Raw genomic sequence first — 12,936 nt, 5'->3', positions numbered from 1 at the left:
TTACACAGCATTCACCTGATAAAGCGTTTTCTTGTGTATACCGCCACTCTAGTAGTGCGCCCAGAAGTGATGGGAGAGCATCTCCAGCACCACCATGACAGGTGTTCGAGCCGTGATATTGTACCCGTTCTTCGTCTTCTTCGGCGCATAGCAGTACAGATTGATCGCAGACATGGATTGAAGCGTGTTTTTCGTGAAGTGTGTCAGTGTGATCATGGGGATATTGCGCTCCTTCGCCTTGGTGGCCGCCTCGATGACCAACGGCGTCTCGCCCGATAAACTGATGAGGAAGAGGACGCTCTGATGATTCATTTGATCCAAACTGTGCAAAATCTCGTGCCGGTGCACATGATGATGGGTGGGTTTGCCGACCACGCGAAAATTGCGGGCCACCATCTCACACAGATCGGAGGAATCCCCGACCCCGAATAATTGAATCTGCTTGGAATCGACCAGGAGTCTGGCCGCTTCCTCCATCCGCTCCTTATCAAGGATCTCGAACGTCTTCTGGATCAACGAATGAGAGTCATCCTCGGGCGTTTCACAAGGTGATTCCAATTCCTCTTTCAGGCTGCTCTTCATATGGGAAAACCCGTCATACCCCAGCTTCTTCGATAGCCTGGTGATGGTGTTCGGCACGGTGAACACATTGGCCGCTACCGTCTGGATTGATTGGGTCACAAACTCAGCGTGCCTTTCTTTTATGTAATCAATGATCTGATCGTCTGTATCATTCAGCTTGTACTCAAATTTGTGCGTGCGTTCGTCGAATCGCATGATGTCTCACCCCGTTATGGCAATGACATTATTATATCAGACGAAAGATCGATTTTCCCCATGGCAGGTTCCTTTCCAGCATAAAAAAAGACCGCAGACTTCATCCGCAGTCACACATCCCCTATCGTGTAGCCGGCCATCCTCCCTGCATCTTCCTGGACTGCATGATCTGACCCGTATGATACGCATCGTGGATCAGGATATGATACAAGTACTCAGCCACTTCGTTTGCTTTCATCTCTTCCTCTGACATTCCCTGAAGGATTTCCTTCAACCTGCCTTGGGCGCTCTCCGCCCGGTCGACGAGCGCCTTCCAGGCCGCTTCATCCTCCTGGGGCTCCGTCAGCTGAAACGTATCATGTCCATCAAGCGGGTTCTCCCACGGTTCACCCAGCAGCTTGGCCGCATGTCGCTCTTTATAATACGTCAGATGGTTTACATTTTCCCAGATCGAGTTCATTTTGCTTCCTTCCGGCTTCCAGACGGCCATGGACGCCGTCACCCCGCTCACGGCATCCTTGAACGGCGCATACCAGCTTTCCAGATCGTACGTATGGTCGAGCATCCTGATCAATAGGTCTTTACTTATCATGTTTTCCCCTCCACGTTCTGAATTCACCTCTATACATTCCCCTTATCCCCCCGCAATTCCTTCCGACTTTCATTTACATTTATTTCATAAACCTCTATCATGGAAACTGGGTTCCATATATTAGTAGCAACGAGGTGAAAAAGATGAAAAAGCGTTTTTGGATGGGAATCTTACTCACTCTTACCCTCCTGCTGATCGGGGGATGTTCATCTGATGAAAAAGGAGCAAAACCTGCTGATGATGACCGTTCCAACGAAGACACCGTGACGGAAGAAAGCACGAGTGAGGACAACGAGTCCGATTCAGCTGTCACAGAGGATGATCGTGACGAGGAGGTTAACGAAGAAACACCAGCCGAGCCTTCTGACGAAGAGGCAGAGACCGTTGATCTAGAGGACCAAGAAAACGAAGAAGAAGAAGCAACTTCGACTCCTCAGACGATTGAGGACAATGCCACCCAGGAGGAAAAAGACAAAGCCGTGGCCATCGTCACCGATTATCTGAAGGAAAAAGGCGAACTGGTGGAGGACAAGGATCACTTCGTCCAATATGACGGTACGTTCGATACCTATGTCATCGTCCGCTATTCAACCCTCGTATCGGGTCATTCTTCAACCAACGGACGATATGTCGTGGATCTTAAGACCAAGAAAGTGCAGGACTTTGACACTATCATGGATTCTATTACCGAATGAAGAAAGGAGGAGACCCGATGCGGTCTCCTCCTTCTCTTACCTGACAGTAGAATAAATGCATGTATCCGTTAGCTTTGTCCCATCAACAGACGGCGACTCATTCCTGAGGATCCCTTCCAACTCGTAACCAAGTTTCTCCGGAATCGCCCTGCTCTTTATATTCAGGGACTCACAGCGGATCTCCACCCTCCTGAAGCCGATATGGCTGAGGGCAAGTTCCGTCAATCCTTTTACCGCTTCGGTTATGTATCCGGCACCACCATGCTTTGTGTCAACCCAATAGCCGATTTCACCCTTTGGCACCTCCCAGTCCACATTATGAAACCCGGTGGACCCGATCAGTTCGCCGGATTCCTTATGAAAAATCAGGTAACGGAACGCTTCCCGCTTCCGGAAGCGGACATACGCCTCCCGGAGATTGATTTCTGTCTCTTCCACGGTGGGAGCAACCTGGGCAAAACCGAGCCAAGGCTTCAGTTCGTTCAGGGAACGGTTAATGGCTTCATTCACCACCCTGCCGTCCCCTTGGGGAAGAGGTGCGCGCAACGTCAGCCTTTCCGTTTCAAATGATAATGGGACCTCTTTTAATATCGGATTCATATCCGTTCTCCTTTCGCTCATCATATGTACTGTATTGCCTTCACCCTTATTGATGATAATCTACAAAATATAGAAATAGTACTAATTTATTCTATCGTTTTCACGTTTTCCAGAGAACAGCATTGTTTATAACAAGGAATATCTTATTGACGGCGATTATTTACTACTTGGAGATTTCAAGATCCCCTTACACTAAACAAGAAAGCAGATGGCTGTCTTGTTTGTTTTCACCTGAAAGATTCTACGAACCGGTCCACTTTCCTGCTCATTTCCACTGAACGGGTCCAGTGGAGATAGTGATGGCCGTCCAGCGGCACCACCCGGCTCGCAGGTTCAGTCGTGAGCTGCGTTTCAAGGAATGTGACATTGTTCTTCCCGTCAGCGGTCGTCTTGCCCGCTTCCTTCGTAAAGAATAATACCGGCATGTCTGCCGGGAAGGCCATATCCTTTGTCTGATCGATATTCTTCTTGATCGCGTTGGCCTCGGCTACGACATTGCGGTTATATCCCTTCCAGGCTGAGATCGCCTTGGTCTGGTCAAGATTTTCTTTTGAATACGTCCCTTCACCGGCTTCTGGTAAAAAGTTTCGGGAATCAATCATCAGGGCCAGCCTACCGATTCCAGACGGCGCAACATACTTCAAGAATCCCGGCATGGCCGGCGGTGATTCATTGAAATAGTCCAGTGCCCCCGGCAGCGTCGGGTCGATCCCGATTACCGCCTTCACTTCCTCCGGGTATTGATCCGCATAATACATGCTGTAGATGCCTGACACAGAATGAGGCATGAGAATGTAAGGTCCCTGGATATCCGCCTTACTCAGTGCCGCCCTCATCTCCCGTACTATGTTTTCCACCGTGCGATCCGTCTCGGTCAGGTCGCTCCACCCGTACCCGAATGCCTCCACGACAACGACTCGATGCTTCTTGGAAAGTTCATCAATCAGAGGGGCGAAATCCAGGACAGGCGCAGCCGTCCCTAATCCGCTCATGAGGACGATCGTCTCATCCCCCGTCCCCTTTGAATACACATGCATCTTCTTCCCGTCCACGTCCACCCGTTCACCCGGCGGATGATACGTCCCCTGCTCATATGCCGTCATGATCGTGCTGAATACTGACCACCCGATGCAGAGGATGAGTAGGATGGCTAGTCCGTTCCTCACATACAACCATCCCCGTTTTCTCTTTTTCTTCATGATTTTGTCCTCCGCTGTAAGATGATTTCATCTTACCTCAGCCTACCTATGCCCATAAGGTGATTGAGACGTATCTTCTTCTAGGTCCACAGCCGTATGTGTATATTTTTCCAAAACATATACTTGAAAGAAATATATAATTCTGTTAATTTTATCCTATGGATAAAACGAGTTTACTAAAAGGTCATTTGGAAATGTGTGTATTATCAATCTTGTCGGATGCTAAGAGCTATGGGTATGAAATAATGAAAAAATTGGAGGAACACAATCTGAAGCTCAAGGGTGTCAGCAGCATCTACCCCATTCTGACCAAGCTGAAGGATCAAGAATGGGTAGTGACCCAACGGGAGCTGACCGATAATGGGAAAGTCAGGGTGTATTACGAAATCACGGAGAAAGGGAGAACGTATCTTCAGTGGAAAATCGATGAATGGATGGAGCTGCAGCGGGATCTGACATCCCTTTTGCAGAAGCATTTAGAGGGGGAATAATGGCCATGCGTGAACTAGAAAAGTTGGAAGAGGACTTCATCAAAGAGGTACTTGATGAATTGACCCGCTATCAGATCGATTCGGTAAAGAAGAAAGAAGTGAAGGGGCAGCTCACAGAGCATTTCCTTGAAGCCCGTCAACACGGGGAACATGGTCTTGAGGGCATCGGGACTTCTTCTGATTTCGTAAAGGAGTTTATCGAGGTAAATGGAATGAGGACAGACCCAATGCGTTCTCCTACCGGTCATCTGCCAAAAAGACTTATCTACGGCAGCGGTGCAATGGTCATCACCTTTCTCCTATCCCAGCTGATCCTGGCGATGTTTTTAACAGACTCATTGAGTCCAGGTTTTACCGATCAGTCATTCAGCTTCAATTTGGTTTATCGTATTTCCAACAACACCTGGTGGAACAGCCTGCTGATCCTGATAAGTCTTTCTGTTGCAAGCCTCGCAACGGTGATGACCATAAAATATGTTCCGATTCGTCGGGTGGGATTAAAATGACTTATTTACGCAAATCGATCGCATTGTTGATGTCTCCCATTATTTTCTGTCTTGTCATCCCACCTGCCGTCTCTGGCTCAGAGAGAAGCGATCTCGATTCGTATATCACCACCTTCTTGGAGGACCATGGAATTCCTGGTGCCACCGTTACCATCCTTCAAAACGGAGAGCCTTATTATTCGCAGGAGTGGGGGATGTCAGGGGGATCTGAAGGAAAAATTACAAATGATACTCCCTTCCTGCTTGGGTCCATCAGCAAATCATTTACCGGGCTCGCCACCTTTCAACTACTGGAACAGGGCTTGATTCAATTGGACGATCCCGTTCAACGCCACATCCCATGGTTTACCTTAGAAGACGAAGAAGCAGCCTCACGTATCACCATCAGGGAGCTACTCTCCCACACCAGCGGCCTCAGTACATACTCCGGTCTCCTTGTAGCGGATCAGGGTTCCTCAAGCGTTCACGCCATCAAAGATAATGTAAAAAGCCTCTCTACCACTCGACTCTCAGCCACACCAGGAACTTATCAATATAGCGACACCAATTATTTGATCTTGGGCGCCCTTATCGAAGAAGTCACCGGACAGACCTACACGAAAACCCTCCAGGAAAACATATTTATTCCCATCGGGATGGACCATGCATCAGCCGACCATCAATCGGCTGATCGAGCCGGCTACAAGCCTGGGTACCGCTCATGGTTCGGAATCCCATTCAAGAGCGCTCTTCCCTACGATAACGGTGGCGCACCGTACGGGTATATTTCCGCCAGTTCAAAGGATATGGAGAAGTATTTGAAGTTTATTCAAGGGGAAAGCGAGCTATTATCACGGGAAAGGCTTGAACAATTCCTCTCACCCCTTACCCAAACCAGGGCGGACCGGCACTATGGGTACGGATGGATGTTCACAGACTACAAAACTGCTAATCCGATGATTTGGCACTCAGGCTCAACGCCAGATTCAAGGACCGAATTATTCCTACTACCAGATGAAGGCTGGAGCGGGGTCATCCTGACCAACCGGAATCATGCCATGGAAGAGGAAGATCTCGCTTACTTAAAAGAAGGAATCATCCAAATCCTTCGCGGTGAAAAGCCATTGCAAACTCAGCATACCCACTCAATGATTCCTTTTGTCCTCCTGGGAATGGTCGTCATCATGCTTGCACTAATCGGACAACTGCTAAGGGGACTCATGACCTTAAAGGAAATGAGAAACCGATACTGGCTCATAACCGGTACCTTATGCATGACAACAGCTGTCCTCATCATACCGGGCATCTCTCATTTTACATCTGCTCCCTGGCGTACCGTTCGCTTGTTTGCTCCAGACTTGGCCATACTCATCGATATCCTGGTTTGGTTAATCGGCTTTTACGGAATCCTTGCGCTGATCGTACCTATTCGGGGGCAACTAAACCGTTCACCTTTTTCACAATCGCCTCACACCAACGACGATTATCAGTAAACCCCGTGAAAAAGTTCCAATCAATCAGGAGATACATCTTACGGTCACCATGAGTCACAACCAGCGGCTCCCCTTTCCCAAAGAACCCGAGCCGGTCACTCGCATTCACAGTGAACCGACTAAACGCCTCATCATACTCACAGGCCACTCGCTCGATCTCTCCCAGCGCCAGGTCTTCCCATCCCTCCAATCTGAGTGTGTCCTCCGTCAGTTCAATGCTGCCGGTATGAGGGAATCTGTATTTCGGATGGATTGTACCACTGATTTTATCCACCAACCTGTCAGCTTTCAGGTCTTTGCCTTTTGTGCCATAGTAAGTTGCTTTCATTTAGTTCTCTCCTTATAAGTTCCATTTACTAGAAAATATAGAGAAATACGGATTTTTTCAATAAAAAGGACTTTTCCAAGCATATTTTAGTGTATGATTACAATTGAAAGTGGGATTTTTTAGGTGGTACATTTACATAATGAGCTTTTCAAGGAAACTCAAACCGGTAATTGCCCCACAATCCCTCAAGAACCTTAGAGGTGTCATGCAAGCCCGTTGGTGTTTTTACTGTTTTGTTCACCTTTCTCCATCCTTTCTGGGCAGTTTCCAATGGTTACAGGCAGAGCGATTCATGCTTTTTTGTGCGCAGTGAAAAAGGAGGATATTTCATGGATGTTGTAAGAATGAAAAAAAGAAATCGTTGGATCAAACAGATTCAACAAGAAGTTAGTCATGTAACCGAACAAGACTACTCATTTCTCGATCACCACATCAAAGATAAGCGAATCGTCCTTCTAGGGGAAAGCAGTCATGGGGTTGGGGATTATTTTTCTGCCAAGATCGACATCATTCATTACTTACATAAGAATCATGGCTTTAATGTCGTCGTCCTCGAAAGCGGGCTGCTTGAAGCCACGATGTGCAATGTTTTCTTACGTGACACCCCGGCAAAGGAAAAGATACAAAATTGCCTTCTTGATATCTTTCATAATGAAGAAATGAAGCCTCTTTTCATAGAAGATTGGGCCCAAAACGTACAAGTAAGTGGAATGGATGTGCAACCCACCTATCCCCTAATATCTGAACACATGCTGGACTGGGCTAAAGTGCATGTAGATAACGAGCTATATGAGTCTTTAAAGAAAGTCGAAATGCTTTACTTTGAATTGGACAAAGAAATCATGTTTAAGATAACCAAGCAATTAAAGGCCAGGATGAAGACGGCCATCGAGGAATATCAAAAGATCTTACTCCTTCTACACTCAAACCGGAAGGAGCATATGGACCATAATGAGAGCAGGATGTTCGAACTGATTCATCAAGGAATACTGAACAGGGTACAATGGCTGGAAGTTAATTTAAAGGGATTTTTGTCCTCAGGAGTATTGCGGGGAAGATTGATGTATGAAAACCTGGAATGGTTGATGAATCATTATTACAAAGGGGAAAAGGTGATTGTTTGGGCCCATAATTTCCATATCCGAAAAGCTCAAACACTCTTTTCCAAACTACTAGGAATTAAATCAGTCGGGTATTGGTTACAGCAGAACCATCCCAATGATTTTTATTCTATCGGCCTTTATGCTGGAAGTGGAACATACGCAACTCAGTTACGGGTTGAACTAGCGATCAATGTACAGAAAAAGAACCACCTGGAATCACTATTGAATGAAGCCACAAACGAACATGTCTTTCTTCCTTTGGACCTACCCGATCAAGAAAGAAAAAACCGCATGTGGTTCAACCGGAAATGGTGGCTGTTGGAATCAGGAATGATGGGGATGGCACCTAAAGTCATTTATCCACAGGACCATTATGATGCACTTCTCTTTTTCAAGGATGTGCACCCTCCCCATTATTTTACTCGTGGTGATAATGAAGATGAATGACGTTTGGAGCAAGAGGAGAATACACGTTTGAGAGGTAGGGCACTGCCAATCATCTAAACACTGCATTCATTAAAGCCCACACTTCAAAGATTGAACACCCTGCAAATACTACAGTCCTAGTCTTTGATCCAGTTCATACTTTTGACGAAGATGGTGACGGAAATGCATCCCCACAAGTTCATACCATTCCTGTGCGTTTAACCAACCAAAACCTCCATGTGCTTCTTTGTTATTCGGATTTACATCCTTCAGCTTCCTCTCCAACCCCTCCATTCTCGTCATCAAGTAATCAAGCTCTCGCATCAGATCTTCTTTGGATGTTGGATTGTCGGGCGTTGCATTGAGTTCGGGTGGTAATTGAATCTTTATGGGAGGAAAGCAGCCGATATTGAATAGATATTCTCCAAATTCGGTTTTTCCTTTTTCTTGTTCTCCTTTGCCTGTAGCACAAGCTTCTGCACTATCCAAGTACTCATGGGCCACGCAAATCAGGTGGTTATACATTTGACCGATCGACCACACACCTTGCTCTGGTATATCGTTCAATTGCTCTAGGGAATACTTCTGTACAAATCCTTTGTATGTCTCAATCAACTTCAGATCATTCATGGGAATATCCCTCATCTAATTTAAGATTTTTAGTACTTTATCCTAAAATCCTGGCAGCTACCTAATCTATTCAATGAAAGAATCGATTTTCCTTTTAAAGAAATTTCCTTAAAGATTGTTGCATGTGAGGATAACAAAAAGCGATTAACTTTTTATGGTATCATCTAGTAAGAGCCCTATTTGTCTAAGCCTTCTCCCCATCACGAAATTCCAATGTTGATGTGAAATATAGAGTAAGTTTTGCACAGATAGATGAAAGAAGTTTGTATAGGATAGGAGATTCCTTTGAAAAAACAATTGATTAGCCAAATGATTATTTCGATTAGTATTCTGCTCATTTTATTCAGTCAGCTACGTTCTTTTCAGCATTGGAGTGACTTATCTTCCGTGCGACAATGGGCTTACATCCTCATGATCAGTCTATGGGGTCTGCACCTACTAGTCTTTTTAACCATGGTAGTACTCAGTAACAGAACTAAATCAGTTTGATAAAAAAACATTCTATCAGAAAACGACCCTTTCTCAAGGGTCGTTTTCGTTTCAGCATTCACATATAAACTTCCTTTTACCTTTGCTCTGAAGCTTCCTGTCTTTTTTTTAGAATCTGAAAAAATAAAATGAGCGCCAGGACAAAGCTAAGATTCAAGAAATACTAAATGGGCACCATCAAAGATATCAAAAAATCCATGCGCCACAATGATATACAGGATAAAATTGACAACTAAATCACTCATCATTCCTCATTTTCAGAATACGGCTAAAAGATATCAATGCGTCTTCAATAAGTAAAACCAATACCCTAAGCCAAAAAATAAATGTAGTGACAACAATAAACTGAGTAATGTCTTAAAAGTACTAAAATCAAGCTCTGTCCAGCCGTTCGTAAACAACATCAATGCCAATCCCATAATGATGAAGCTGTACAACCCTCTAAATAATTTGTTGGAAATCAAAAGCGTCCTCTCATCCTTCCCTTCCTTCGCCATGGATATCATCAAGATAAAGAAAGCAAAAAATGAAACAACCACTAGCCCATTAATCAGAGTCTGAATCATCCTCAATCCCTCCTTTTTGATAGTGAAAAACATCCGTAACACTTAACCCAAAAGCATCAGCAATCTCAAACGCCAAAGCCAATGATGGTGTATATCGGCCTTTTTCCATAGCATTGATTGTTTGTCTGCTTACCCCCACTTTATTTCCGAGTTCTTTCTGCGTCATCTTTTTTTCTGCTCTAAGCACATGTATTTTATTTTGAACTGGAGAGAGTCTCTTACCCGGCATAATACCCACCTTCAAAGTAAAGTTTGTTTGTCTTTAAGTAAATTATACTTTACAAATTGTAACAAAAAGGATACCTGGTGTCAAGTATACTTTCCACCAGGTATGATATAAGGAGTACAGACATTTGGTACAAGTTAATCTTTTTTTATATTTATTATCATAATGATGTGATTTTTTTGTGAACCTCGGTTTGCTAAAAAAAAAGATCGCAAGAATAAAAAAGAGGAAGGTCAACCATAATCCCACCCATGCTTTTCCGGCTGTGTGTAATAACGGAGTGGTTCCCGCTGAAATAGAGGATAAAAGAAAGAAACATTTCATCAAAATAAACAGACTCCCAGCTACATGATTTAAAAGGATCCCAGCCTAGAAGTTGAATGAATGACATGGAGAAACCCTTATTAAAATGTAAATATTTTACATATAATCCATTCACTACACAAGCATTTATACAAAAAATCCGCTACCCGTTCCGAGGCAGCGGATTCCCCATTAGTGTTCATGGTCATGCTCCACACAAAGAATCGCGGAATCATGGGGATTGTTTTCGGTTTCGAATTGCATCGTGATATGTTTGATACCGAAGTGCTGCAGACGGGGTTCCAAGCGTCTCAGGACTTGCTCTGTTCCTTTGACGGTAAGGTCTTCAGCTACTACCGCATGACAAGACATGGCGATGAATCCACTTGTGATCGTCCAGATATGGAGGTCATGGATGTCGTCGATTTCATCTTCCCGTTTGATCACATCGATCACCTCTTCGACATCTATCTGTTCCGGTGTACCTTCCAAGAGGATATGAAGGGATTTTTTTACGACCCTGTATCCGCTGTTCAAGACAAGGACCGCGACGATGACGCTTGCCAGTGGATCGGCCCAGCCCCAGCCGAAGAACATGATGAGAAGGGCAGCGATCACTGCTCCAACCGAACCGAGCATATCACTGATGACGTGAAGGAAGGCTCCCCTCATATTCAGGTTCTCATCCGTATCGCCTCCACGCATCATGATCCACGCCACCAGGACGTTGACGAGAAGACCGATGATGGAGATGATGAGCATGCCGCTTGTAGCAACCTCAGGCGGATGGGTAAAACGCTTGATGGCTTCATAAAAGATGAAGAGTGCGATACCGATCAAGGTAAGGCCGTTCAATGTGGCTGCGATGATCTCAAACCGCTTGTAGCCGAATGTATTGCGATATGTAGCTGCCTTTTCCCCGAGCTTAAATGCGATCAGGGCAATCCCCAGGGAAAGGGAGTCACTGAGCATATGGCCAGCATCTGAGAGTAGGGCCAAGCTGTTGGTCACGTACCCTCCGATGGCTTCCACCACCATATAAACGGTTATGATGATAAATGAGATCAGCATGGTTTTCGTATTGGCGTGATGAGTGTGATCACTGTGATCATGTGCCATGGGTATATTCCTCCTCTTCGGCTATGTTGTCTAACCTAGTTAGTCCTTCTTACGTTACCCCTTTTCCTATTTATGCAACCTCAAAAACTTATATATGACTATATATTCATATATTAATTCAATTGCTTTCAACTGTCAACGTTCGCAAAAGGAAGGCAAGCCCTCAAGAATATGGGCTTGCCTGTTAGGTGAAGCTATTCTCATTCCCCTACCTTTTCCCCACGCACGACCAATCGCTCTTCAAATTCATTCGTGCTCCAGTTATAGGTTTCACACGTGATCAGCGTGATCGTCTGATCCTCAGTATCCTCCAGAACCGTCAAATCATCAGGTGATACCATCCTTTGTTCCGTCACTTTGTACGTAGTGGTTTTCCCGCTGACATCCATTGCCATCACATCCCCTTCAGTCAGCTCATGAAGCCGATTGAAGAGAACACCGTATGCATTCATTTTATGTCCCGCAATGGAAATATTCGTTGCGGAAAAGGGAGTGTCCTCCTCGATGGTCGCGACTCCATTCTTGAGATGGGATTCACTTGCCCCCTGGAAGATGGGCTCCTCTAATTCAATGGATGGAATCCGGAGGACCGCCTTGATGTCAGAGGTCTCTACATCCGTGGAATCACTCAAGTATAGCTTCTCAAGCATGGTTTTTTTCACTTCCCCCTTCCCTTCACTCGCTGCGACGAGAAGTTTTTCGTTGAACCCTTTATAGACTCCACCCTTGATTTGGCTATGAAACAAAAGGGGAAGGGACATCAGAATGATCAAGATGCCAATCACTTTCTTCATTTATAGACCTCCTCTTTTGGCAAGTCTGGCGTCAGGATGCCGTATTTCCGTTTGAAACGTTCCAGGATCCGAATCCACCCCACACTGAAAAGCCCGAGGAAAAATACGTTTGATAACGCATGTGCAAGATCAAAGTAAAAGCTAGCGATATAGGCCGAGACGAACACTTCCCAAGAGGCATCACCAAGGAAGCCAAGGAGGAACCACAAATTCATGAACCACCCGAACAAAAAGCCTACGACAAATCCATATCCCATCAACCCCCATTTGGTATTGAGGATCACTGTGTTGCGAAGGAATCCGGCCATCATGCCGGCCATCCCCCAGGCATACATTTGCCAAGGGGTCCATGGACCTTGACCCAAGAAGATGTTGGAGACGATGGCCGCCATCGCTCCTATCAGAAAACCCGCTTCGGGTCCCAGAACGATGGCGCTCACAATGATCACGAAGGTAGTCGGCTGCACACTCGGTAGCGGAGCAAACGGTACCCTGCTCATGGCTGCAATGGCTGCAAGTACCGCCAGCAGGACGATTTCCTTACTCCCGATCGCACGGAGTTCGAATCTCGCAAACAACGGGATGACCGTTACAATCATGATGGCGATGCAGATCATCAT

16 protein-coding genes are annotated in these 12,936 nt (G+C 45.6%); 5 read left to right on the top strand and 11 right to left on the bottom strand.

The genetic code is table 11. The features are described from left to right. Positions 1–48: 48 nt before the first annotated feature. Both ACNA6I_RS17870 and ACNA6I_RS17865 read right to left on the bottom strand, forming a co-directional pair. Positions 49–777, bottom strand: coding sequence for a MurR/RpiR family transcriptional regulator (locus ACNA6I_RS17870; protein WP_416313905.1), 729 nt, complete (start codon positions 775–777; stop codon positions 49–51). Positions 778–898: 121 nt separating this feature from the next. Beyond that, positions 899–1,369: a DinB family protein gene (locus ACNA6I_RS17865; protein ID WP_063190547.1), complete on the bottom strand. Its 471-nt coding sequence runs from the start codon at positions 1,367–1,369 to the stop codon at positions 899–901. A gap of 143 nt (positions 1,370–1,512) precedes the next feature. Here ACNA6I_RS17865 and ACNA6I_RS17860 point away from each other — a divergent pair, with 143 nt between their 5' ends. Continuing rightward, on the top strand, positions 1,513–2,064 hold the full coding sequence (locus ACNA6I_RS17860; RefSeq protein ID WP_416313904.1) for a hypothetical protein: 552 nt from the start codon (positions 1,513–1,515) through the stop codon (positions 2,062–2,064). A gap of 36 nt (positions 2,065–2,100) precedes the next feature. Here ACNA6I_RS17860 and ACNA6I_RS17855 read toward each other — a convergent pair whose 3' ends face one another. After that, positions 2,101–2,664, bottom strand: a complete 564-nt coding sequence (locus ACNA6I_RS17855) for a GNAT family N-acetyltransferase (RefSeq protein WP_048007181.1) — start codon at positions 2,662–2,664, stop codon at positions 2,101–2,103. A 227-nt stretch (positions 2,665–2,891) separates the two neighbouring features. Then, the gene (locus tag ACNA6I_RS17850; RefSeq protein WP_416313903.1) at positions 2,892–3,863 is read right to left on the bottom strand and encodes an alpha/beta fold hydrolase; all 972 of its coding nucleotides are present in this window, start codon (positions 3,861–3,863) and stop codon (positions 2,892–2,894) included. A gap of 158 nt (positions 3,864–4,021) precedes the next feature. Here ACNA6I_RS17850 and ACNA6I_RS17845 point away from each other — a divergent pair, with 158 nt between their 5' ends. From ACNA6I_RS17845 to ACNA6I_RS17835, 3 genes are read left to right on the top strand one after another with little or no spacing between them, the layout of a single operon-like run. Continuing rightward, positions 4,022–4,354, top strand: coding sequence for a PadR family transcriptional regulator (locus ACNA6I_RS17845; RefSeq protein WP_048007182.1), 333 nt, complete (start codon positions 4,022–4,024; stop codon positions 4,352–4,354). 5 nt (positions 4,355–4,359) lie between these two features. Beyond that, positions 4,360–4,860 (top strand): hypothetical protein, encoded by a 501-nt coding sequence (locus ACNA6I_RS17840; RefSeq protein WP_370294926.1) that lies wholly within the window; start codon positions 4,360–4,362, stop codon positions 4,858–4,860. Continuing rightward, positions 4,857–6,332: a serine hydrolase domain-containing protein gene (locus ACNA6I_RS17835; protein ID WP_416313902.1), complete on the top strand. Its 1,476-nt coding sequence runs from the start codon at positions 4,857–4,859 to the stop codon at positions 6,330–6,332. Before ACNA6I_RS17840 ends, ACNA6I_RS17835 begins: the two co-directional genes overlap by 4 nt. On the opposite strand, the gene ACNA6I_RS17830 is transcribed toward ACNA6I_RS17835, so the two are convergent. After that, complete coding sequence (locus ACNA6I_RS17830) at positions 6,265–6,660, bottom strand: hypothetical protein (RefSeq protein WP_416313901.1); 396 nt, start codon at positions 6,658–6,660, stop codon at positions 6,265–6,267. The two genes, ACNA6I_RS17835 and ACNA6I_RS17830, sit on opposite strands and share 68 nt — an antisense overlap. Before the next feature lie 329 nt (positions 6,661–6,989). Between ACNA6I_RS17830 and ACNA6I_RS17825 the strand changes: the two genes are divergently transcribed. Next, complete coding sequence (locus tag ACNA6I_RS17825; protein ID WP_416313900.1) at positions 6,990–8,210, top strand: erythromycin esterase family protein; 1,221 nt, start codon at positions 6,990–6,992, stop codon at positions 8,208–8,210. Between the two features lie 108 nt (positions 8,211–8,318). Here ACNA6I_RS17825 and ACNA6I_RS17820 read toward each other — a convergent pair whose 3' ends face one another. From ACNA6I_RS17820 to ACNA6I_RS17795, 6 genes are all read right to left on the bottom strand, one after another. Next, a complete protein-coding gene (locus ACNA6I_RS17820) occupies positions 8,319–8,819 on the bottom strand; it encodes a DinB family protein (RefSeq protein WP_416313899.1) in 501 nt (166 codons plus the stop codon). Positions 8,820–9,586: 767 nt separating this feature from the next. After that, positions 9,587–9,874 carry a hypothetical protein gene (locus tag ACNA6I_RS17815; RefSeq protein WP_416313898.1) on the bottom strand — a complete coding sequence of 96 codons (288 nt, stop codon included), beginning with the start codon at positions 9,872–9,874 and terminating at the stop codon, positions 9,587–9,589. Beyond that, entirely contained in the window at positions 9,855–10,103 is a 249-nt protein-coding gene (locus ACNA6I_RS17810; RefSeq protein WP_252265094.1) for a helix-turn-helix transcriptional regulator, read from the bottom strand. Before ACNA6I_RS17810 ends, ACNA6I_RS17815 begins: the two co-directional genes overlap by 20 nt. A gap of 492 nt (positions 10,104–10,595) precedes the next feature. Further along, complete coding sequence (locus ACNA6I_RS17805; RefSeq protein WP_416313897.1) at positions 10,596–11,522, bottom strand: cation diffusion facilitator family transporter; 927 nt, start codon at positions 11,520–11,522, stop codon at positions 10,596–10,598. Positions 11,523–11,722: 200 nt separating this feature from the next. Beyond that, positions 11,723–12,316: a class D sortase gene (locus ACNA6I_RS17800; protein WP_048007188.1), complete on the bottom strand. Its 594-nt coding sequence runs from the start codon at positions 12,314–12,316 to the stop codon at positions 11,723–11,725. Next, positions 12,313–12,936, bottom strand: a complete 624-nt coding sequence (locus ACNA6I_RS17795; RefSeq protein WP_416313974.1) for an ECF transporter S component — start codon at positions 12,934–12,936, stop codon at positions 12,313–12,315. Before ACNA6I_RS17795 ends, ACNA6I_RS17800 begins: the two co-directional genes overlap by 4 nt.

Origin of the sequence: Rossellomorea sp. FS2 (assembly GCF_047915635.1) — a bacterium.
Lineage (GTDB): Bacteria > Bacillota > Bacilli > Bacillales > Bacillaceae_B > Rossellomorea > Rossellomorea marisflavi_A.
The sequence above is the reverse complement of the archived record's forward strand: the minus strand, read 5'-3'. Positions and strand labels throughout refer to the sequence as shown.

Excerpts from the sequence above, each read along its gene's own strand:
- ACNA6I_RS17870 (WP_416313905.1), bottom strand. The coding sequence starts at position 777 with ATGCGATTCGACGAACGCACGCACAAATTTGAGTACAAGCTGAATGAT.
- ACNA6I_RS17865 (WP_063190547.1), bottom strand. The coding sequence starts at position 1,369 with ATGATAAGTAAAGACCTATTGATCAGGATGCTCGACCATACGTACGAT.
- ACNA6I_RS17860 (WP_416313904.1), top strand. The coding sequence starts at position 1,513 with ATGAAAAAGCGTTTTTGGATGGGAATCTTACTCACTCTTACCCTCCTG.
- ACNA6I_RS17855 (WP_048007181.1), bottom strand. The coding sequence starts at position 2,664 with ATGAATCCGATATTAAAAGAGGTCCCATTATCATTTGAAACGGAAAGG.
- ACNA6I_RS17850 (WP_416313903.1), bottom strand. The coding sequence starts at position 3,863 with ATGAAGAAAAAGAGAAAACGGGGATGGTTGTATGTGAGGAACGGACTA.
- ACNA6I_RS17845 (WP_048007182.1), top strand. The coding sequence starts at position 4,022 with ATGGATAAAACGAGTTTACTAAAAGGTCATTTGGAAATGTGTGTATTA.
- ACNA6I_RS17840 (WP_370294926.1), top strand. The coding sequence starts at position 4,360 with ATGCGTGAACTAGAAAAGTTGGAAGAGGACTTCATCAAAGAGGTACTT.
- ACNA6I_RS17835 (WP_416313902.1), top strand. The coding sequence starts at position 4,857 with ATGACTTATTTACGCAAATCGATCGCATTGTTGATGTCTCCCATTATT.
- ACNA6I_RS17830 (WP_416313901.1), bottom strand. The coding sequence starts at position 6,660 with ATGAAAGCAACTTACTATGGCACAAAAGGCAAAGACCTGAAAGCTGAC.
- ACNA6I_RS17825 (WP_416313900.1), top strand. The coding sequence starts at position 6,990 with ATGGATGTTGTAAGAATGAAAAAAAGAAATCGTTGGATCAAACAGATT.
- ACNA6I_RS17820 (WP_416313899.1), bottom strand. The coding sequence starts at position 8,819 with ATGAATGATCTGAAGTTGATTGAGACATACAAAGGATTTGTACAGAAG.
- ACNA6I_RS17815 (WP_416313898.1), bottom strand. The coding sequence starts at position 9,874 with ATGATTCAGACTCTGATTAATGGGCTAGTGGTTGTTTCATTTTTTGCT.
- ACNA6I_RS17810 (WP_252265094.1), bottom strand. The coding sequence starts at position 10,103 with ATGCCGGGTAAGAGACTCTCTCCAGTTCAAAATAAAATACATGTGCTT.
- ACNA6I_RS17805 (WP_416313897.1), bottom strand. The coding sequence starts at position 11,522 with ATGGCACATGATCACAGTGATCACACTCATCACGCCAATACGAAAACC.
- ACNA6I_RS17800 (WP_048007188.1), bottom strand. The coding sequence starts at position 12,316 with ATGAAGAAAGTGATTGGCATCTTGATCATTCTGATGTCCCTTCCCCTT.
- ACNA6I_RS17795 (WP_416313974.1), bottom strand. The coding sequence starts at position 12,936 with ATGATGATCTGCATCGCCATCATGATTGTAACGGTCATCCCGTTGTTT.